The sequence below is a fragment of the Nostoc sp. FACHB-280 genome (assembly GCF_014697615.1).
GTDB lineage: Bacteria > Cyanobacteriota > Cyanobacteriia > Cyanobacteriales > Nostocaceae > Nostoc_B.
In genome coordinates, this window is sequence record NZ_JACJSD010000012.1 from 124,463 (window position 1) to 145,232 (window position 20,770).

Below are 20,770 nucleotides of genomic sequence, written 5' to 3' on the forward strand. Positions count from 1 at the left end.
TAGAATTATGACTGTGAGAATTGCTTAACTGCTCCTCGGACATCAGAAATCAAATCAAATTCCTATCTTAAACAGGAATTAGCAAGATAAATTCTGTACCTTCACCCAACACAGAGTTACAAATTAATTTGCCATTGTGAGTTTCTTCCACAATTTGACGGGCGATCGCTAATCCTAATCCTGTACCTTTACCGACTGCTTTGGTAGTAAATAAATGGTCGAATATTTTTTGCTTGACTTGTTCTGTCATTCCTTTACCATTGTCAGCAATTGATATAATTACTTGCTGCTTTACTACAGAGGTTTTAATTTTAATTTGATTGGGTTGAGCTTCAATTTCGGCAAAGTCTCGCCCAATATTTGATTCATCTAAAGCATCAATCGCATTTGCTAAAATATTCATAAACACTTGGTTTAACTGTCCAGGAAAGCACTCAATATTGGGCAATTTACCATAATCAGTAATCACGACAATGGCAGGACGTTGGTTATTAGCTTTGAGGCGATGTTTGAGAATTAGAATTGTACTGTCGATACCTTCATGAAGATTGCATAAGACTTTGCAATCTCTATCAGCACGGGAGAAAGTACGTAAACTAGTGCTGATATTTTTTAAGCGATCGCAAGCCAAAATCATAGCAGAAATCATCTGTGGGATGTCTTCTAGCATGTAATCTAAATCTATTTCTTTGGCATGTTTAATGATATTTGGATTACAAGGCTTTGAGTTTTCTTGGTACATATTTAAATGTTGAATAATATCTTTCAACATCGGTTTAGCCTGTTCCAAACTCGCAGAAATAAATCCTAGAGGATTATTCATTTCATGTGCTACCCCAGAAACTAAGTTACCCAAGGCAGACATTTTTTCATGTTGGACTAATTGCAGTTGAGTTTGCTGAAGATGTTGGAGTGTTTGTTCGAGTTGGGTGGCTTGTTTTTGCGTTTCAATTAATAAATCTGCTTGCTTGATAGCAACTCCCATTTGTACACCAACTTGTTGAGCAAATTGAATTTCAAAAGATTGCCAATTACGTGGGCGATCGCATTGATGAATGCAGAGTAAACCCCAGAGTTCATCATCTTGCATAATTGGTACTACCAACGATGCTTTAACTTGGAACCGCACTAAAATTTCTCTATGACAATCAACTACTGCATCTGTATTGACATCATCAATGACACAATAGCGCCCTTGTTTATATAAAGTAGCAAATTGTTCTCCAAAACAATGATCTTGAACTTTTACAGCTAAAGCTGAAGTAAATGAAGGTAAAACATCCTCGGCGATAAATTCACCATATTCATAATTAGTTTCTCGGTGAAATTGATAAATTCCCACCCGATCAGTATGGAGAATTTGGCGGATATTTTGGGTAACGGCGCGAAAAATTGCCTCTAAATTTAAAGATTGTCGAATCTGCGTTACCACCTCAAATAAGGTTTGTTGCTGCTGGAGAGTTTGTTGCAGTAGTTGGGCTTTTTCTTGGGATTCTCGATACAGTCGGGCATTTTCTAAAGAAATCGCCGCTTGGGCTGATAACATTTGGATAACTTTCAGGCGATCGCTATTAAATACACCACTTGTCAGTTTATTTTCTAAATAGACAATACCGACTAAATGCCCTTGATAAATAATTGGCATACCCAATACACTAGCGGGCTTGACTGTTTGCATATATTCCCCAATTAGGCCAGGAATATCTGTTTTACAATTATCGATGACAATTGTTTTTTGAGTGTGTTTGACGTAATTAATCAGTTTGACAGGAATCTCTGGGTAAGCCTTGATTGTTTGGGAGTTAATTCTAGTTTCTATTTTCCCTTGAGAACTTGCTTGGTGATTAATTGTCGTAATTGCTTTGACTTGCCAAATACCATTTTCTTCCGGGAGAATTAGTACTGCTTTTTTCGCTCCAGAGTTTTCTAAAATAATTTCAGTTAAGCTGGCGACAAGTTCATCTAATTCAATAGTACTAGAAATAGTTTGAGCCGCTTTAAGGACTGATGCAAAATCTATTACATCAGTAATATTAGTACTATTACTAGTAGATGTTTGAGCAATTGTCGCAATTGTTTCTAACGGATTAAAGTTAAGTTTTTGCTGTTGTTGGATAGGTTTAAGCAGTTGCGGGTAGCGTTTTTCTAAGTCATTGGTTTTAGCTTTTGCGCCCCAGCGTGCATAGCCATAGTATGCTGCTTGCATATATCCTTGAGCAGCGTTTTCTTTATTCAATTTGAGATAAAATATCGCCAAAAGTTCATTTGCTAGTGCTGCTTCACGGATGTACCCATTGTTTTTAGCTCCTTCAATTGCCCGATCATAACTTTCTATGGCTTCCCAATGATGATTAAGTAACTGATGACATTCGGCTGCTACTAATTCAAATTTGTGTAGATAATTCATTGGTGCTTTATCAGCCCAAGTTTTCATTCTCTGCTGATTTTCAGCTATCTTTTTGAGTAACTCATCTAAATCCAGATGTGGTTTTTCTTTGTACACCGCTATGTGTGCTAGAGAATCATAAAAGTAAAAAAGAGGAATATAAGGAAACCCAACAGCCCCATCTAAGTATTGTGCGGTTGCAGCAGCATCGACAATTGCTTGGTGGTAATCTCCCAATAAATAATTTAAAAATAATTTATGAAAATGAAGGTAGAATAGACCCAAGCGATCATTTGATTCTATATATTGGGGTAAAATAGTTTGTTCATCAAAAAATTCTCCTTGTAAGTATGGCGATGAACTCCTCCCAATTTGGCAATCTTGTAGTGCCTGTTGCAACATTTGTAAATAATATATAGAGGTAATTTGCTTGACTTGATGCAGGGAATCATGAAAAGCAAATCCTTCTTGTTGCAGTTCTGATAATTCTTTGTCTAGCCCAGTCAAATATGCAAAGTTACAAGATAAAACTGCGGCATATCCAGCAAATTGAAAATCTCCTGTTTCTAAACCAACAGTGTAAGCTTCTCGCAGAGGTTTTAAAGTTGTACTTAAGGCATCTTGCCAATGTTTAATAAAGCCATAAAACAGAGCATGAACTTTACATTGCAGTTCTTTAGCATTCAGCTTGTGTAATAAATCTAAAGCAAGCTGACCAAATTTATAACCAGTGTCAGTATCTCCCATCCCGCCACACAAAATTGCGGCATAACAGCCATAACTATGGCTAGAAATAGCATGATTTCCAGACTCTACTGAAATTTTTACTTCTTTGAATGTTAGTAAGAGATAAAGGATAGGAGATGTGAGAAAAGCTGCTGGTAAAATACTAGATATGAGGCGCAAAATTCCTAATTTTAATGGGTCAGTCATTAATGGTAAGTTAACTAATGACTCGATTTCTTTACCTTGATAAGCTAATTGCGTCTCTTGTAATGCCACACCAATATCATTAGGTGTTGGATTTTCGGGAAATTCTACATCTAATGATTGTAGAACTTTCAGTACCATTTTTATCGCTACTAAAGCTTGATTTTGAGCCATTAAGGCTTGAGTCTTAACCTCATAAACTGTAATTGTGTCAAGAATTGTCTGAGCTTGTTGTAATAAAATTTCAGCTAACCTTTCCATTTCTGAAAAATTACCACTGAGATAAGCAGCTTCTATGGCTGTTTCATATACTTTTAAAGTAAATTCATATTGATATTGCCAACTGTTTTTGGGTAAAAGTTGTAGGCTGAATGTGCAGTATTCCCAAGCGGCGCTATATGCTGTTGAGGCTTTGGCTTTTTGGGCTGCATTGAGATTTAAATGTGCTAATTCGTCTCGCTGTTCTGCTGTTGCTAGTAAGTTAATTCCCCAGTTCAGTTGATTAACAATGGCAAATATTTTCTCTTCTTGTTGATTTTTGGGAGTATTGTTTAATAACAATTGCCCGATATGCAAATGGGTACGTTGTTTGTCTTCTTCAGGTATTAACGAATAGGCGGCTTGTTGGATGCGATCGTGCAGAAATTTATAGGTGATGATTTCAGGATTGTTTTGGTTAATATTTTGATGATCAGAGAAGATGAAAAACTTATAAACATCACTCTGGGGTAAAATTAAACCTTCTTTTAATGCACTCCACAAAGATGTTGCGGTTTCTGGTTGTGATTGTTGTGAAACAATTGCTAAGGTGGCTAAATCAAATTGATTACCGATACAAGCCGCTAATTTTAAAATTTCTTGTGTTGTTTCTGGCAATCTTTGGAGTTGTAATGCCATAAATTCAACCACATCATTAGTGAGCGATCGCTGGTTAATTGCTGCTATGTCACATTCCCAGTGTCCTTGCTCATAATTAAAATAAATTAGCTTATCTTGATGTAATGCTTTAAGGAATTGTGTCGCAAAAAATGGATTACCTTGAGTTTTTTGATAAATTAATTGTGAAATTGGTAAGGCTAAAGTTTCAGCACAGATTAAGCTATCAGCTACTAACTGATTTAATTTCAATTCATCCAAGGATTTCAATATAACTGTATTAATAGTGGTACCATTTTTAGCAATTTCATCTAAAGCTAAGATTAAATGATGTGCGGCTGAAACTTCATTATCTCGATAAGCCCCAATTAGAAGTAAATATTCAGGATTTGCTTCACTCATTAATGATTGCATCAGTTTTAATGATGCTGAATCAATCCATTGTAAATCATCCAGAAATATCACCAATGGATGTTCTGATGCGCTAAACAGTTTAATAAATTTTTGGAAGAGTAAGTTAAATCTATTTTGGGCGGCACTACCTGATAATTCTAGTGCAGGTGCTTGTTTACCAATAATTAATTCTAATTCGGGAATGACTTCAATAATTACCTGGGCGTTTTCTTTTAATTCTTCAGTAATTTTATGCTGCCATTGTTGGATTTTCTCATCGCTTTCGGTGAGTAATTGTCCCATTAAATCACGGAAAGCTTGCACAAATGCCGAAAAGGGAATATTCCGGTTAAATTGGTCAAATTTACCTTTAATAAAATAGCCGCGTTGTCTAACAATTGGTTTATGAACTTCATTCACAACCGCAGTTTTACCAATTCCCGAAAAACCTGCCACTAGCATAATTTCTGTTGCACCATTAGCAACGCGATCAAATGCTGTTAACAGAGTTTCAACTTCTAGTTCACGTCCATATAGCTTTTCAGGAATTATAAAGCGATCGCACACATCCCTTTGGGCAATTTTAAAACTTTCAATCTTACCCGTTGTGTGGAGTTGGGTTAAACAATTTTCTAAATCATACTTGATTCCCAAGGCACTTTGATAGCGGTCTTCGGCATTTTTTGCCATCAGTTTCATGACAATCTCGGAAACAACCTGGGGAATTTCTGCACTGTTAACTAATGGTGGCGGAATTTTCGCAATATGACAATGCAGCAATTCCATAATATCGTTTGATTTAAAAGGTAATTCTCCTGTTAATAACTCATAGAAAGTTACACCCAAGGAATAAAAATCAGTCCGGTAATCAATTAAACGATTCATTCTCCCAGTTTGTTCGGGAGAAATGTATGCGAGTGTGCCTTCTAATACATGCTGATTAATCAGTGTTTGAGTTTCTCTAGGCAACAAAGATGCAATACTAAAGTCAATGATTTTTACTTGTTTGGTATTGGGATTAATAACAATATTGCTGGGTTTAATATCTTTATGGATAATGCCATCACGATAAAGGGTATCTAATATGCTGCACAGAGCGATCACTATTTCTAAAAACTCTTGTAAAAATCCAGCAGATTGCCGTTTGCTCGCAGTAAAATAATCCTTGAGCGAGATTCCCCCCATATCTTCCATCACGATCACATAGCCGTTTTGATAAGGTTCCAGGCTATATGTTTCGATAATTCCAGGTTTGTGCAAATTTTTTGCGATCGTGTATTGATTGCGAAACTGCACTAGTTCATTAAAACTTGGATAAGGATTTTTCAGCAGTTTAACTACTACAGGTTTGTGATCAATTTCCCGATATCCACGATAAACCAGTGTTCTCAAGCCATCGTAAAGTACTTCGCTCAATTGATATCCAGGAATTGTCAACATACCACTAAATTTTTAATACTTTCAAATATTAGTTTTCCCACATATCGCAAATTTATCATCAATAATTTTGATTTTTTAATTTAATATTTCCATTAAATTTGCACTTAAATATTTTACCTATGTTTACAATAGAAATCCTTGCCTAATTTTCTCGGCTTATGGATTCAATTTTCCAAGAAACGTCTAATACAATTTAGTGTTTGAGATTTTGGATTGCTTTAGATGAGCAAAAACTTTTACGCCTAATGCGTCAGCATCTAGTCTCTAGAAGTCTGGGGCTATATAAACAAAACCTACATTTGCAGGCTAAGTACATACTTATTCATATCAATTTAGTATTAGATAACAAAAGACTTTTAACTCTGTCACCTGTCACCTATTACTTATTTTCTATATTGTAAAAATTCTCAAGTCAGTGGGTGACGAGGGATTTGAACCCGCAACCAATAGATTAAGAGTCTACTGCTCTACCGTTGAGCTAGTCACCCCCACTAAATAATGATTATAGCAGCTTTTTTTGGGTTATGCCAACGTAAAGTTAATCAGGAAGCGGGTTACAGCGTAGTTGATCTAACAGAATCCTGCCGAGACAGCAAATGTGAAATGGCGATCGCCTTTCAAGAAAGAGAATTGGGATTTCTGAGATCAGGAATAATCTTCTTTCTAGAGCCGAAAATATTAAAAAATAATGATATCTTAGCCATTTAGATTAAAAATAGTTGACACACATCTATCTTAGGATATAGTTTATTTAGCCAATACAGCTTGATAGTTGATTGCTTGCAATAGTGTGAAAACCACGTTGCTACTGAGTATTGTTTCAGTAAATCTATTAGGTGTACATATCCAACCAAAAAGTATGAGATTAAATTCGTAAATCTCTGTCCATTTGTTTGGATACAATTCGCTCTGGCATAACAACGCTGTCTGTACCGCAGATATCGGTTTATTTTTATGCACCTATGTCAGCACTATCAAGTTCAAATTTATTATTACTGCATCAAAAAGTAGAAAAGTGCAGATCACCTACTAATAAATGTGGCGAGTTTTGTAACTACTTACGTTAAGTTTTGAAAATACTTCGGAGTCATGAACATGAGTAATAAACCAGAACAAAGTCCATTAAGCTTTGTTGCTCCTATCAAAGCACCAGTAGCAGATAACTATAAAGCTCTAAAGAAAATTTTAGAATCTGGGACTTTTGGAGCAGCACTAGATCAAATTGGTACGGTACATTTTGGACGTTTTATGTTCCTCGAACCAGTTACACCAGAATCAGGAGAAGAGTATTATGCTAAATTCGCTCTCTTTACAGCCTATGACGGAAATTTTACAAAATACGTTGATGACTTTGTTGCAGTAGTTGGTGATTTTTTTAATTTACTATTACAGCATTTAGAAGATGGAGATCAGGTAATACCAGTTCAAAAAAATGCTCAAGATTTTGCACAGTATGTACACAAATATGATCAGGAAGTCAAAGTCTGGTATAGTGCTTATCCGAATTTAAATGTAGTTGACATCCGTCAATTAGTAGCTCAATCATAAGATTATCGCTTTTATCACTGCCTTGTAGCTAAACCTAATTAAGCACAGATGAAGAATTAGCTACTAATAAAATCTTAAAAGAAGTTTTACTGTTTAAAAGTGTTCTAAAAAATAGCGTTGTATATTAGCGCAATTAGCTAGAATCTTTACCTAAAAACATTCTTTTAATATTTTATAGCAGAATCATCTATTAACGTGAAGAAGAAATTTAGATGAAGTTTAACACAAGGAAGTGATAATTTATGACCTGTAATACTAAGGGTATTACGGGTATTCGGGTTAGCTAAATATTAGAGGATGTTTTAAAAGTTCCATTGTTGGTAGCCAAACATTTTAGATCCCCCTAAATCCCCCTTAAAAAGGGGAGCCACTGCGTTGGGCGGGTTCCCCGACTCCCTCAGTGGCGTGGACTTTAAGAGGCTTTTAGCCCACCTTTTTAAGGGGGGTTGGGGGGATCTGTAAGTGCCGATATACACAACAAATCACTTTTAAAACAACTTCTTAAAAATATAGGAATAAGTTTTGATTACTGAATCTATTTGTGTACACAGGGAAGAGGGAGTAGGAAAGAAGCTTAATCTGGGTATACTGATTTTTTAGAAATCAAATATGAGTCCTATAGTAACATATTTCTCTTTGACATCAAACAAGAATAAGAGTTGATATGACAATTAGTAAAAATCAAACACAGCTTGATTTCAGTGATATACAAGGTTATATCGTCCGTGGCTATAACATGGATTTTGCCAGACATTTTGTCCTTCAGGTTCAAGATGCAAAAGCTGCCAAAAAATTTATTGGTAACTTAGTAAATGGTAATGAATCAATTCCCCAAATCACTACTGCTGCATTGTGGGATGTAAAACCGAGTTACTGCCTGAATATTGGGTTTACTTTTGAGGGTTTAAAATCACTGCAATTTGGAAATGTTGATCAATCTTTTTCAGACAAGTATTACCTTTCCTTTAAAAAAGGTGCTAATCATCCAGAAATAGCAAATAAATTAGGCGATGTTGGAGACAGTTCTCCTGAAAATTGGAAAGGTGGATTAGGAACATCTAATACTCATATTTTGCTATCCCTCTATGCTCAAGATAGTGAAGTGTTAGAGAAGCAATCCGATCAACTGCGAATACTTTTTCAGGAAGAACAAGCATTGAAAGAATTATCTTGCTTGGATGGAGCTAAACTTCCCGATGAGCAAGGCAAACCTAGCGATATCATTCACTTTGGTTACAACGATGGAATTTCTCAACCAAAAATAGAAGGGGTTCCATCAAAGGCTGGACTTCCAGCATCTCTCGATCCTCAACCAGCGATTCCTGCTTATGACTTTATCCTACTAGATGAACCAAAAGCTCCTTACTACGTACCAACTCCTGATAAGTTGGGTTTAAATGGTAGTTTTGCTGCTTTTCGAGTGATGGAACAGGATGTAGCTGGATTTGAAAAGTTCCTTCAAGAGCAAAAAGATAAAATTGAGCCAGAAAAACTAGCAGCTAAAATGTGTGGTCGATGGCGCAATGGTGTCCCGCTAGTCCTTTCTCCAGATGCTGACCAACTTTCACCCCCCGAAAAACCAATTACTTACGAACAATTCAATAATTTTAACTATCGTCAGGAAGACCCACAAGGATATAAATGTCCCATTGGTTCACACATACGGCGCACAAATCCCCGTGATGCGAATATACAAGGGGTAACAAAAATTCACCGACTCCTCCGTAGAGGAATGCCTTATGGGCCTGCTTATAATCCTAATTGTCCTAATGATGGTCAAGAAAGGGGATTACTAGGACTATTCATTTGTGTGAGCCTAGAGCGCCAATTTGAATTTGTCATGGAAGAGTGGGTGAATAAAGGAAGTTTTGCTGCTCTACCTAAAAATGCCCAAGATCCCCTGCTTGGTGTTAATGACAGTAATCAAAGTCAATTCGATATTCCTGTCTCCCCCGACCAACCTTCTATCAAGCTGACTAGTTTTGAGCGATTTGTTAAAACTAAAGGTGGAGCTTACTGTTTTTTACCTAGTATTACCGCCTTGAAATATATAGCTAGTAATTGATGAGTAATGAGTAATGAGTAAATAGGACTGACGCAAAATTATGAGAAAACGTAGACGCGCTCTTTGGCTACTCTTACGAGAACGCCTAACGGTGAACACGAAGTTATAAGAGTTTGAGAGAGTTCGTGCGTAAGTCCTAGTAAATACTCATAACTCATTACTTATTACTCATAACTCATTACTCATTACTCATTCCAAAACTGGGCAATGTAATGATGAAGGTGGTTTGGCGATTTGCACTCTCTACTGTGATTGCACCGCCTAGATGCTTGACCATCTTCTGCACTAAAGCCATCTCTAAGCCTGTACCACTATATGTCCAGGGGTCATTTTTCATGAGGCGATGGAATGGTTCAAAAATCCGGGGTATTTCACTGGCGGGAATTTCTAAGCCGGAGTTGCAAATCTTCAGTTGCACCGCATCAACTGTAAAGTCAGCCGACACGGTGATGATTTCACCTGATGGGGTATTTTTGCAAGCATAGCTTAAAAGTTCGGTGACGATTCTTTCTAAATCAGTGATATCTGTTTCGAGGGGCGGGAGTTGATGATTAATATTGAGGTGTAATTTTTGTTTTTGGCAATGGGAAAGGTCTCGAAAGGACTCAACAATGGGTGGTAGCCATGTTTGTAAGTCAATGGTGATTAACGTGGGAGTGTTTGGTTCGGCTTCGAGGTAAGAAAGCTGCATTAAATCGTTGATTAACTTACTTTCGCGTCCACATTCGTTTTGCAAAATTTGCAACAGTTGGGGGACAATTTCAATATCTAAGATGCCTTCTGGGGTGAGGACACTTTCGAGGGTTTGGGCGGCGAGGCTAATGCTGGTTATGGGTGTGCGTAGTTCGTGGGAGAGGGTTCTTAAGAATTCGTTTTTGCGGCGTTCTTGCTGTTCTAATGTTTGCACTTGTGCTTGAGTGGTGGATGCTGTTTTGGCCTGGCGAAGGGCGATCGCACATTCATTGGCTACCTGTTGTACTAAACTAATTTCAAAGTCATCAAACATTTCTTGGTTTGGCCGATGCAACCATAAGTTACCCAAAATACCTTGGTCATCAAAAATTGGACAAGCTAACTGAGTTAAAACCCTCAGTTGTGGGTGCCATCCGGGAACAATTTCTAAAGATTGCCAATGTTGTTTAGCTAACAATGGTTGATACACTTCTGGCAAGTCTGCAACTTGGCGGGTTACTCCTTGATATTTTGGGGTGGTAGTTGTGTATTCATAGATAACTGTTGTTTCACTCCCACCAGCATTGTAAGTTTCCAGGTAACAAGACTGGAGTTGAAATAACTGAGTTAGTTCTTGAGTGGCTGTTTGCATTACCTGGTTCGCAGATTGATGGTCGCGGATTTGTTCGGTAATGTGACACACTAATGTTTGAAAGTTATTTGCTTGCTGTTTTTGCAGTTCTAGTTGGGTTTGCAAATGCTGTACTTGTTCTTGCAATTTGGCTTGGTGAACTGCGATACCAATTTGGGTAGCTAGTTGTTTGAGTAAGTCAATTTCGATTTCTTGCCATTGATGGGGTTGATGACAATGTTGGGCAGTAATTAACCCCCAAAGCTTTTGCTGTGACCAAATCGGCACAACCAAATTCGCCCTGACAGGCCAAGATTCCAGCAACTTAACTTGGTCAGGATGTAACCCTGCTGTGTAAATATCTTCAATAATTTGAATGCAACCGCGTCCACTGCGTTCTTGATATTTGCCAATTAAGCTAGGATCGGGGAATTTCTGCCCTAAACAAGAATTGGTGGTGACTGTCGATTCTGCAATGACTACGCCAGTTTCATCAGGCTGTATGGCATAAACCAAAATGCGATCGCACCCTAAACAATGCCGCACTTCTTTCACAAGTTGATGCAGCAATGTATCTAAGTCTAACGATTCTCGAATCCATTGAGCGATCGCTTCTAGGAGTTGTTCTTGCGCCGTTTGAATTTCTTTTGCTTGGGCTACCTGTTTCACTGGCGTGATATTACTACTTGTGCCAATCAATCGATAAATGCGAGAGTTTGCATCTCGCAATGGTGTTAATGTGGTACTCCACCAAGTCGCCACTCCTTGAAATTGCAAGCATTGTTCGTAGGAAATGGTTTTACCAAACCGCACGCAGTCAGCATAATGCTGACGCACATTTACCGCATCATCAGGCGAGAGGATATCTTCTGGTTTTTTCCCCTTCAGATTCTCAGAACTAATGCCAATCCATCGTTCATGGGTGGGGTTTAAGGCTACGTAGCGAAAATCTCCATCTTCTAAAACATCCACAATAAATATAGATGTCTGCACAGAATTATAGATGCTCAGTAAAAACTGTTCACTACCACTGTGTTTCGCTAATTCTGGATCAAAGAGAATTTGAGAATGCAATTGTTGTTTCAACTCAACGGTTGATTCACCCGGATTTATATTCATGGGAGAGTCCCTGTCTGCTATTAATGACTCCTTTAAGCGCAACCCCTGATGATGCTAAGTGATGAAAAATGCTTTTTTGCGCTTACAGCAAAGCATTGTCTGTCTTTGCTCAACTGATTTTTGGATCTTTTTCTATTCTTATCAGAAATATCGGAAACTTAATAGCAGTCAACTCAACAAATATATCTCCTTGAAGATCAGAGTGCATTTGCAATCAGATGCAAATTTATTAGTCATTTTTTATTAAGAATGATTTAAGATTGTTGCATATATCTAAGTATACTCAAAAGCAATATTTGCCAAAAATTACATTTCTTAATATTATTTTAATGCGGAGTGCTATTAACAGCATAATAACAAAATATTGCATGATAATTTTGACTGTAGGAGAAATGATAAATTATCGCAATAGTCGGTAAGCATTGATCCCTGTGAAGATGGCGACAACAATCCAAGCAATAGCTAAACCAACAACTTCACCTAAAAACAACCGCGTTAACCGGAGTAAAACTATTCCCACAATTGCGCCAATGGGTACAGCCATCGCCCAAGCGATCGCACTCACAAATATCCATTGCCATGACAAAGCTACAGACTTGGGAATCGCTGTCCACTGTGCGGAACCAATAATCAAACCCGCAACAGCACCTAAATTTGTCCCCCAAAATATTCTCAGGGGTAAAGTTGCTGTATTGGGGACAATCCAACCCACCGCACCCACACCAATAGCCGTGATGATTGCCCAAGCCAACAAAGTCGCTAACACCCAGCGCCCAGATAAAATTTGATGGCGGATGAGTAAACTTTGGGGAAATGCGATCGCCAAACCACCCAAAGAAGCCTGCGCCACCCCCACATCTGGCTTTTCCCCGACTTCAATCCAGCACAAACTGATCAAAAAACCACCCAAAGTTGCGATCGCCCACTGCAAGATAAAACCAACTTGACTTTTAGTAGATGTGAAGAACATGAACTTCTCGCCAGTAAAGCATGGTAGAGATTACTATACAGCGCGAGAAAAATCAAAAAAGTTCAAAATGTTAAAAGGAAGCAGGGAGCAGAGATAGGAATAACGGGGAGAAGGTAGAAGGGATATAGAGGTGTAATGATGTATGTATCTAAAACCCTTAAACCCCCACACCCTTACACCCTTACACCCAGTCTCCACAGAAAATATTTGTGCGTAAGTCCTACCTAATTACAACATGAAACAATCGGCTTGTTAGCAATCTCTTTTAAACCAACATCTCCTAGTAATTTCTGCCAATCTTGCATCAAAGTTTTGCTTTGGGGATTACGGCGGCGGAGTTGGGCTAATTGGGTTAAAGCATCGTACCAAATGCCTTTTTGAGCATACAAAATAACTTGCTGGCGATTCGCTGAAGGAGTATGTTGAAATTTGACTCGTTGAATCCAGCCATTGACATTGATTGATTCATTGTCACCCTGACAATTGATATTTAGAGATAAATACCAATGATAGTTTTTATCTGGTTCGAGTTTAACTGTGGATGGCAGACTGAGAGCGATCGCACCCGGTGTTTCCTTAACAGTGAAAGTTCTTTGATAAATTTGCTTGTAATTTCGCTGTTCGCGGCTAGTTTCGTCCCATAATTCTAATTCAGCCCCCTGAATATCTTTGGCCTGGTAAGGAACATAAAACCAGAGTGTCGGAGAGGCGCTAACAGTTAAGCCCCAAACATGGCTCATTTTTGGTTCTGATTCCACAGCCGGTACTAAAGCGGTGAGACGTTCTTTAATATCTAAGGCGGCGCAATTGCGACCGTCACGAGTTCCGCCACCTTGGCGATTTCCCGGTGCGCCTCTGGATGATAGGGGTGGTTGATTAAAAATTACCGACGAAATTCTAGAGGGTGTTGACTGGGACTGCTTGATAGAGGATGAATAAACTTCTCCCTGATTCACAGCTAAAACCCATACCAAACCTAATCCTATCAACCGCATCATGATTTCCCTCCCAAATGCCGCTTTAAACCAGTTTTAATCACGTATGTAATCGCCAAACCAAATACTGATGGTATCACTGGGAGACAAAGACCGTTTAAGAAGAAGCCAAAACACAGAGTCACAAGGATAACACTGGCGATCGCAGCTAAAACTCGACTATATAAAACCGAGTCAAATCTCCAAACACATAAACCCCCAATGAGTGACCAAATCCAAATCCAAATCGCATCCCAACCCTGGTGCCAAAACCGGAGTAAGGGGCGTTCTTGTTGAGCAACACTGAGCATTTGACTCACCATTTGGGCGTGAATGACGATACCGGACATTTTTTTGTCAACTTCTTTACCAAAGGGTGTAAAAAAGCGATCGCCAATCGAGGGCGCTGTGACACCAATCAAAATAATCCGATCTTTCACCCATTGGGGCGGCAAATTATTGTTGAGAACTGCGGCTAAGGTAACTTCCCTGGCGACTTTTTGCGCTGAACGGTAATTGAGTAAAACTTGATGACCACGCGGATCAATGTTGTGATAAAAACCAGTATGATTTTCCAAAGGCTGAAAAACAGTAGAGCCAAGCTGCAAATTACCCTCTGATGTGGCTTGTGGTTTGATGCCCTCAAAATTGAGGTAACGCCAGGCTAATTTGGCACTGAAAGCGTAGGATGACTGACACCGGGAATTTCCTGGATCTATATGCAACAAAGAACGCCGGATGATGCCATCTGATTCCACTACAAAATCAGTAAAACCCACATTACTTGGCGGACTAGTAGGGGGAGGCGCAACACCAAATTTATCAGTGTTCGACTCTGGTTTGCCGACTTCGCAAGTTGTTACCAGCCGGGAGTTTTTCGGGATGTGGGCGGCTAGTTCCCGGTGTCCGGGTTCGACTGGTAAATCGCGGTAAATATCTAAGCCAATAACTCTGGGTTGATAGGACTGGAGTTTCTCTAGTGTTTGCAAAATTACGTGATCGCTCAGAGGATACCGCCCTTGCTCTTGAATATCTTGTTCTGTAACTTTGACAATCAAAAGACGCTCATCAATTCCACCATCTGGTTGTAAGCGCATAAATAAATCAAAAGCCCACAATTCTAGCGGCTGGAGTCCACCTAAAAACCGCAATGTCATAATTAAGCCAGTCGTCAGTAAACTCCGTACCAAGATATCTGGCAAATCTTTCCAGTCTAGCGGTTGGCGGTAATTAGGACGGCTGATCGGCCGCAAATCTTTCCAAGTCGGTGTTACTTGGGCGGGGTTTTGGTAAATCATCGGTAGCCAAGTCGCACCCGGTAAATCCGTAAATTCCTCTAGTCGTTCTTGGGCGCGGCGCACAGCAGTATATAAAGTTTGTCCCGCCGCATATTCCTTCAAGAATTCTTTGAGAAACGATTGAGCAACGATATCGGGGACAATCTCTTGCATAACAATGATCACCGGGACGTGTAAATCAGCTAACTGTTGCGCTAGTCCCAAACCTTCACAAGAGTTAAAAATGGCAATCTTTAACCCTTTTTCCATCGCTTCCCGAAAAGCGTGTTTAAATTGGTCAGTTTCGATGCTTTCTCTACTACTAAGACTAATGCGCCCTCTTTGTTCTACAGTATGACTATGGCCAGCAAAAAAGAAAATATCCCAGCCTTGGGGATTTCGGAGTTGGGTAATTAATTCTCGCCCTTGGGGTTGATGACAAAAAACTGATTCTGTTTGTGGAAGTTTGGCGATCGCCTGACGATCTACTTCTAAATCTAGGTGTTGATGATCACCAAAAATTGCCAGCAACCGGACGCGATCGCGTGGCGTTTGCTGTTTCCCAATTTCCCAAGATTCATATTCTATCGGACTATAGCTAACACCAACATTTGGATAACTTGCTAGTAAATCCCAGGTATGCCAAGGTAACTTCCATAACATTACTTCCTTGGCTTTAATCGCTAACCGCAGAGTATCCGGCTGACTGGCTAACTCTTTACTCAACCTTTCCCGAATTTTTTGCCAACCGACTTCCCCCGATGCTTGCAACCATTGGTTGAGGTTGGTTTCTACTTGTCTCATTCTTTGCCAACAGTCAGCCGCAATTTCCTTAGTCGCGCGATTCGTTGGCAAACTTTCCTCAATTTCCCAACCATCATAGCGGGCGAGCGTGGTGAGATCCCGAAAAGATTGTTGCCACAAAAAATACAAGCCTTCAATCTCAGTATTAGCTCCCAACCTACCTTCAATTTCCCCCACCGGAGAACCGCCATCTTCCCTCAGTTCTAGGGATACTTCAAACCCTTGAGCAAAATCTCCCCTACCAATTTTGAGAACTGCTACCCTGCTCATAAATTTTGTGTCTCATACAAAGGCACAAACAATCACTCACTACTTTAATCCAAATATATCTCTCTTCCTTGGCGTACTTGGCGTACTTGGCGTACTTGGCGGTTCGTTTAAGCAATAAAAGTCTCACTCACGCTGACTTTATCCAAAGTTACCTGCACTTGGAATTGAGTTCCAGGCGGGGGACTAAAGCCAAGTTGCAGAATTTTGTCTTTCCCTGTGCCTTGTTCGTCGCTTCTTGTTTCTGCTTGCAAACGAGTTTCACCGCCAGCAATCACACTCAGAATCAGATGGGGTGGTAGTTGATGTTGCTGGTTGATTGGCTGCACTTGTAGCCGCACTGCGATTTTTGATTCTGTTTTGGGACGAATAGTGACAATCAGCGCCATTTGACAACCCGCCAATTGCAAGCCCAAATCAATCAACCGGGCTTTACTAATGCCGGCTTGGGGATGATCAGGGGCGATTTTGCCTAAACTTAAAGCTGCTTCCCAACGGGTTTCTTCATCCTGGGCAACTTGTAACAATTCTACCAACGCCGCGATCGCCTCTGGATGACCCACGCCAATTTGTCCTAACACCCCGGCGGCTTGACAACGTTCTTTTTCAGGGCGATTGGATTTGAGGAGGCGAATTACTGGAGCGATCGCTTCCACAGAAACTTGCTCTTCCGCACCCCGCACAGCACTGAATTCTGGTGGTGTTAAAACTGACTCTACCGCTTGCCAAATTTCTGCAATTATGCTGTCAGCCCTTTGTAACCACTGACGCAAGTTGACGACAGCTAAATTCGGCGGTGATAACCGTTGCTGGTAGAGTTTTTGCCGCAACTCTTCATTGACTAGCAATGCTGCCCATTGTTCAAATGTTACCGCTAATCTAGGGGAGTATAAATCAGGATTACCGATTTGTGTGCATAAATCTGCCACTACTGCTGTAGATAACTGCGGTGGCGCTGCTGTTTGGGGACGAGAATTTGGTTGGGGCAGGAGGAGCAATTGTGTGATATCTTCCGTCAAGACAGCCTGATTAATATAGTAAGAGCGATCGCCCTGATCATATATCCCCCGACTCTTCAGTTTTTGATGGCTGACATATCCCCACAACCGCAGCCAAGATTGCTCAGGTTCACCTAAATTAATCTGCACAGCCAGATAATAATCTTTTCGCCAGCTAGGAATATCAACCCACTCGCCGGGAACAACAAAGTCCTCTAAATCACTCGTTTCACTGGGAATTAAAACTAATCTAATTTCACCTAAATCAATAGGAGTTCCATTCACAAATTCCCACAGGGAGTTACAAGTATTGGCGGCAATAATATTATTGATGTTCACATTAGCATCTTCTTCTGCTAACCAAGCCTCTAACCAAGGCACAAAAGACTTTAAGCACAGATAATTCAGATAAGCTTGACAGCAAGCTGCGGCATTAGTATGAGCTTGAGATTGCTGCCAAGCTTCTGCTTGCAGTTTTGGTGATAACGGCAAGCATATCTGATTTGGATAAATCGTGGCAATTCTTTGCAAATTCAGCATTTTCCTTCCTCAACTTCTCTGAATTTCTTGGTAGAGCAAGTTTGTCGATAGCCAATCTTCAATTATTTCCCCAATTTGTTGAATTTCCGTTTCTAAAGAAATACCAAACTTCTGATCAATTTTCTGGATAAAAGAACGCTGCAACTGCTGTTTAGCTGTAGTAATTGTTTGAACATCACTATTAGATTTGAGAATTTTTTGAGCATATTTTTGCCATAAAATTTCTTGGCATGGTGATTCTAATTGGGTAAATGACTTTAATAACTCAGCTTGCATTAAATTTTGATAATAATTTTTCAGCCATGATTTGATATAGTTATTTTGCCATTGCTTAAGTATATTTAAAAAATTGCTTTGTAATTCATTTTCAGCTATAATTAGTTTTTGTGTTACTTCTTCTTGAGTAAGAGATTTATTCTGAGCAATAATTTTAGTTAGCTCGGCAATATTCAGTTTTTGACCATATTTAAGTTTAATGATTTGTTGTAATTCAGGTTCTAAATCTGCGAGTGCAGCAATTAATTGAGATGCAAGGGGATTAGCTACTAGATTAAAATTACTAAATTTCTCAGTTAAAAATGTTTTGACATAAGTTGCCGGATCAAATTGTTCACTGGTTAACTCCTGAAACTTTTCTAATAATGGCGTTTCTATATACTTGGAAATATAGCGCGAGACAGTTCCTTGATGGACGTTCATTCTACTAGCAAACTGTTCTTGAGTTAGCAGCGCCAAGCGATGGGGATAGCATAAAGGCATCACAGCCTGACGGTAAGGTATGGGAATTTGACTGCGAATTTTAGCTAAATTCTGCTCAATCAGTTCAAGTTCGCTACGTAAAATCAAGTCTACTGCTGCTAAAGATTCTGCGTTTTCTGCTTCTGTCTCTCCGGTTTCCCAAAAGTTGAAACTAGCTGTATCTGGCTGTTCATTACTGTTAGCATCGTAAGGCACTTCCTTAATTTGCTCCGATTGCTGTAAAGCTTCAATACAGGTATTCATCCATTTTTGAATCATGATTGGTGTGATGGCTGCACCAACGGCGACTTGCAAGGGTGCGCCTGGTTGAAATCTCTGAGAGTTGTAATCTTTAGCCGTTTGGACAAAATCTGAAAATTCTGGTTCTGGCCATTTTCCCCCGCCTTGTCTTTGAGGATGGTAGACGCGGTTGTTTTTGTAAACAGGAATAAAATATTGCCAAGCAAAAAGATATTGGGAAATTTCTGGTTCCTGTTTACCAGTGCTTTGCAATGCTGCTTTCAGGCGTTCGGCTGCGGTTTGCAATTTTCTGCGACTATTAATATCAACATCGCACAACAGATGCCAGGGTGATTCCCAATTGATATGCTCACGAGTGACATTTCTTAGTACCCCTAAGATATAGGTTTTGAGACTTGCACCACTATAGTCATTAGTTTTGTACTTATTGAGATATTGCTGTAATTTTTCGCGGTTACACAGGTGTTCGTTCGTCAGAGCATATAAATTTTCAGCATAAGCAGCGTAAAACGGCAAACGACACCAATTGCGCCAAATGAGATAACAGCGATCGCGATCGAAGTAAGCTAATAAGTGCCAGTGAGCTAACTTTTTCTCTGTTTCCGGTTGAGAATCATTATTGAGAATTGTGACAAAATAATCCACATAGTCGCCCTCACTCCATTGGGGATGCAACCGCACCAGTTTTTCTATTCTCTCTCGCAAACGATTTTGAATTAACCGTTTGAAAGGAGGATAACCACTAGTTTCTGTAAAGTCATACAAAGTCCAGAATTGATCATTCATTTGCAGAGATTTTCCGCTTAGTGTTTAGTAGCTTGCTCCTTGAGCGCAAGAAGCTAGTTTAACAGAGCTTTTCAGAACTTACGCACTAGTAACAGAAGACTAAACACAGAAAAGCCAGTGCATTGCTTTGATTGCCAAAGTCCTAGCAACTAGCACAACACCAAAAAATCATGCGTTGCATAAATGCGGGATGAATTGAGATGTTCAACCAAAATGAAAGATTGATTTTTCGCGCCTTTGCGCCTTTGCGCGAAACAAAATTCATCCCTTTAATCAGCAACGCCAAAAATCAGAGTTGCAGATGATTTTTGCGTAAGTGTTACTTTTTTATGAGAACTTGATTTTATTCTTCCATATTATTTTCATGGAAGAAACAACAATTTTGTAATTCAAGCAAAATTGTCACCGTTCAAGGAGTAATAAAATAATGAGGGTAACAGATTTTAGCCAGATGATTTAGCCTGTTACCCTCAAATTTATCAGCTTGATAGTGGCTCAAACTTGATTAAATTTTGACACGCACAGTCTAAGGTATAGGTGGAAAAGCAAAGTCGATTCCACTAAATGCTGGGTTTTGTGTGGTGTTGGTTCGCTGTATAGTTACCAGGAATGAGTAAAGTCTGTTCGAGCCTACACTATGATTGAGATTGACAAATTGAGTTCTATTATCAGTCATGTTGGATATATTGGAACTCCATGTGCTACCTACTCCATTCAAGCCAGCAGAATCGCGGTATACAAGCCTGGTTGTGATCTCAGATGCACCCCCGATTCCATCACTATCTCGGTAATAAACTCGATAGGTTGAGATATCGTTATCGTTTGTGAGATCAGATATTGTGTTGGCGTTAATTGGCAGTGGACAGTAAAGGGTGACTGTACCAGTAGCAGAGCCATTGAAAACATAAGCTCCGTTCGAGATGACAACTGACGCATCCCCACTATCACTATTTGGGCGACAAGCGGTAGCAGGGACAGTTGTCGCTAGTATATCCCGATCATTAGCTAACGCAGCACTAGGAACAATTAAGGATGCGGCAATGGTGGCGGCTGCTAGGAAGTTTTTGGAGATAAACATAAGAAATCCTTTGACTA

General features: G+C 39.5%; 11 protein-coding genes and 1 tRNA gene. 3 read left to right on the forward strand and 9 right to left on the reverse strand.

Features of this window, described 5'->3' with window-relative positions:
• Positions 1-67: 67 nt before the first annotated feature.
• Positions 68-6,025, reverse strand: a complete 5,958-nt coding sequence (locus H6G75_RS11455; protein WP_190980059.1) for an AAA family ATPase — start codon at positions 6,023-6,025, stop codon at positions 68-70.
• A 416-nt stretch (positions 6,026-6,441) separates the two neighbouring features.
• Positions 6,442-6,513, reverse strand: a tRNA-Lys gene (locus H6G75_RS11460).
• A gap of 10 nt (positions 6,514-6,523) precedes the next feature.
• On the opposite strand from H6G75_RS11460, the gene H6G75_RS11465 reads away from it, so the two are divergent.
• From H6G75_RS11465 to H6G75_RS11475, 3 genes are all read left to right on the forward strand, one after another.
• Positions 6,524-6,733, forward strand: coding sequence for a hypothetical protein (locus tag H6G75_RS11465; protein WP_190980060.1), 210 nt, complete (start codon positions 6,524-6,526; stop codon positions 6,731-6,733).
• Between the two features lie 387 nt (positions 6,734-7,120).
• A complete protein-coding gene (locus tag H6G75_RS11470; protein WP_199337826.1) occupies positions 7,121-7,573 on the forward strand; it encodes a hypothetical protein in 453 nt (150 codons plus the stop codon).
• A gap of 664 nt (positions 7,574-8,237) precedes the next feature.
• Positions 8,238-9,638 carry a Dyp-type peroxidase gene (locus H6G75_RS11475; protein ID WP_190980062.1) on the forward strand — a complete coding sequence of 467 codons (1,401 nt, stop codon included), beginning with the start codon at positions 8,238-8,240 and terminating at the stop codon, positions 9,636-9,638.
• A 178-nt stretch (positions 9,639-9,816) separates the two neighbouring features.
• On the opposite strand, the gene H6G75_RS11480 is transcribed toward H6G75_RS11475, so the two are convergent.
• From H6G75_RS11480 to H6G75_RS11510, 7 genes are all read right to left on the reverse strand, one after another.
• The gene (locus tag H6G75_RS11480) at positions 9,817-12,060 is read right to left on the reverse strand and encodes a GAF domain-containing protein (RefSeq protein WP_190980063.1); all 2,244 of its coding nucleotides are present in this window, start codon (positions 12,058-12,060) and stop codon (positions 9,817-9,819) included.
• 400 nt (positions 12,061-12,460) lie between these two features.
• Positions 12,461-13,030 (reverse strand): hypothetical protein, encoded by a 570-nt coding sequence (locus H6G75_RS11485; protein ID WP_190980064.1) that lies wholly within the window; start codon positions 13,028-13,030, stop codon positions 12,461-12,463.
• A gap of 224 nt (positions 13,031-13,254) precedes the next feature.
• Positions 13,255-14,028: a DUF928 domain-containing protein gene (locus H6G75_RS11490; protein ID WP_190980065.1), complete on the reverse strand. Its 774-nt coding sequence runs from the start codon at positions 14,026-14,028 to the stop codon at positions 13,255-13,257.
• Positions 14,025-16,355, reverse strand: coding sequence for a CHASE2 domain-containing protein (locus H6G75_RS11495; protein WP_190980066.1), 2,331 nt, complete (start codon positions 16,353-16,355; stop codon positions 14,025-14,027). Before H6G75_RS11495 ends, H6G75_RS11490 begins: the two co-directional genes overlap by 4 nt.
• A 107-nt stretch (positions 16,356-16,462) precedes the next feature.
• Positions 16,463-17,890 carry a DUF1822 family protein gene (locus H6G75_RS11500; protein ID WP_190980067.1) on the reverse strand — a complete coding sequence of 476 codons (1,428 nt, stop codon included), beginning with the start codon at positions 17,888-17,890 and terminating at the stop codon, positions 16,463-16,465.
• A gap of 9 nt (positions 17,891-17,899) precedes the next feature.
• Positions 17,900-19,675 carry an XRE family transcriptional regulator gene (locus H6G75_RS11505; protein WP_190980068.1) on the reverse strand — a complete coding sequence of 592 codons (1,776 nt, stop codon included), beginning with the start codon at positions 19,673-19,675 and terminating at the stop codon, positions 17,900-17,902.
• Positions 19,676-20,201: 526 nt separating this feature from the next.
• Complete coding sequence (locus H6G75_RS11510; protein WP_190980069.1) at positions 20,202-20,753, reverse strand: hypothetical protein; 552 nt, start codon at positions 20,751-20,753, stop codon at positions 20,202-20,204.
• Between the last annotated feature and the right edge of the window lie 17 nt (positions 20,754-20,770).

What these genes read in the sequence shown, in the direction of transcription:
- H6G75_RS11455 (WP_190980059.1), bottom strand. Translation starts at nt 6,025, where the DNA reads ATGTTGACAATTCCTGGATATCAATTGAGCGAAGTACTTTACGATGGC.
- H6G75_RS11465 (WP_190980060.1), top strand. Translation starts at nt 6,524, where the DNA reads ATGATTATAGCAGCTTTTTTTGGGTTATGCCAACGTAAAGTTAATCAG.
- H6G75_RS11470 (WP_199337826.1), top strand. Translation starts at nt 7,121, where the DNA reads ATGAGTAATAAACCAGAACAAAGTCCATTAAGCTTTGTTGCTCCTATC.
- H6G75_RS11475 (WP_190980062.1), top strand. Translation starts at nt 8,238, where the DNA reads ATGACAATTAGTAAAAATCAAACACAGCTTGATTTCAGTGATATACAA.
- H6G75_RS11480 (WP_190980063.1), bottom strand. Translation starts at nt 12,060, where the DNA reads ATGAATATAAATCCGGGTGAATCAACCGTTGAGTTGAAACAACAATTG.
- H6G75_RS11485 (WP_190980064.1), bottom strand. Translation starts at nt 13,030, where the DNA reads ATGTTCTTCACATCTACTAAAAGTCAAGTTGGTTTTATCTTGCAGTGG.
- H6G75_RS11490 (WP_190980065.1), bottom strand. Translation starts at nt 14,028, where the DNA reads ATGATGCGGTTGATAGGATTAGGTTTGGTATGGGTTTTAGCTGTGAAT.
- H6G75_RS11495 (WP_190980066.1), bottom strand. Translation starts at nt 16,355, where the DNA reads ATGAGCAGGGTAGCAGTTCTCAAAATTGGTAGGGGAGATTTTGCTCAA.
- H6G75_RS11500 (WP_190980067.1), bottom strand. Translation starts at nt 17,890, where the DNA reads ATGCTGAATTTGCAAAGAATTGCCACGATTTATCCAAATCAGATATGC.
- H6G75_RS11505 (WP_190980068.1), bottom strand. Translation starts at nt 19,675, where the DNA reads ATGAATGATCAATTCTGGACTTTGTATGACTTTACAGAAACTAGTGGT.
- H6G75_RS11510 (WP_190980069.1), bottom strand. Translation starts at nt 20,753, where the DNA reads ATGTTTATCTCCAAAAACTTCCTAGCAGCCGCCACCATTGCCGCATCC.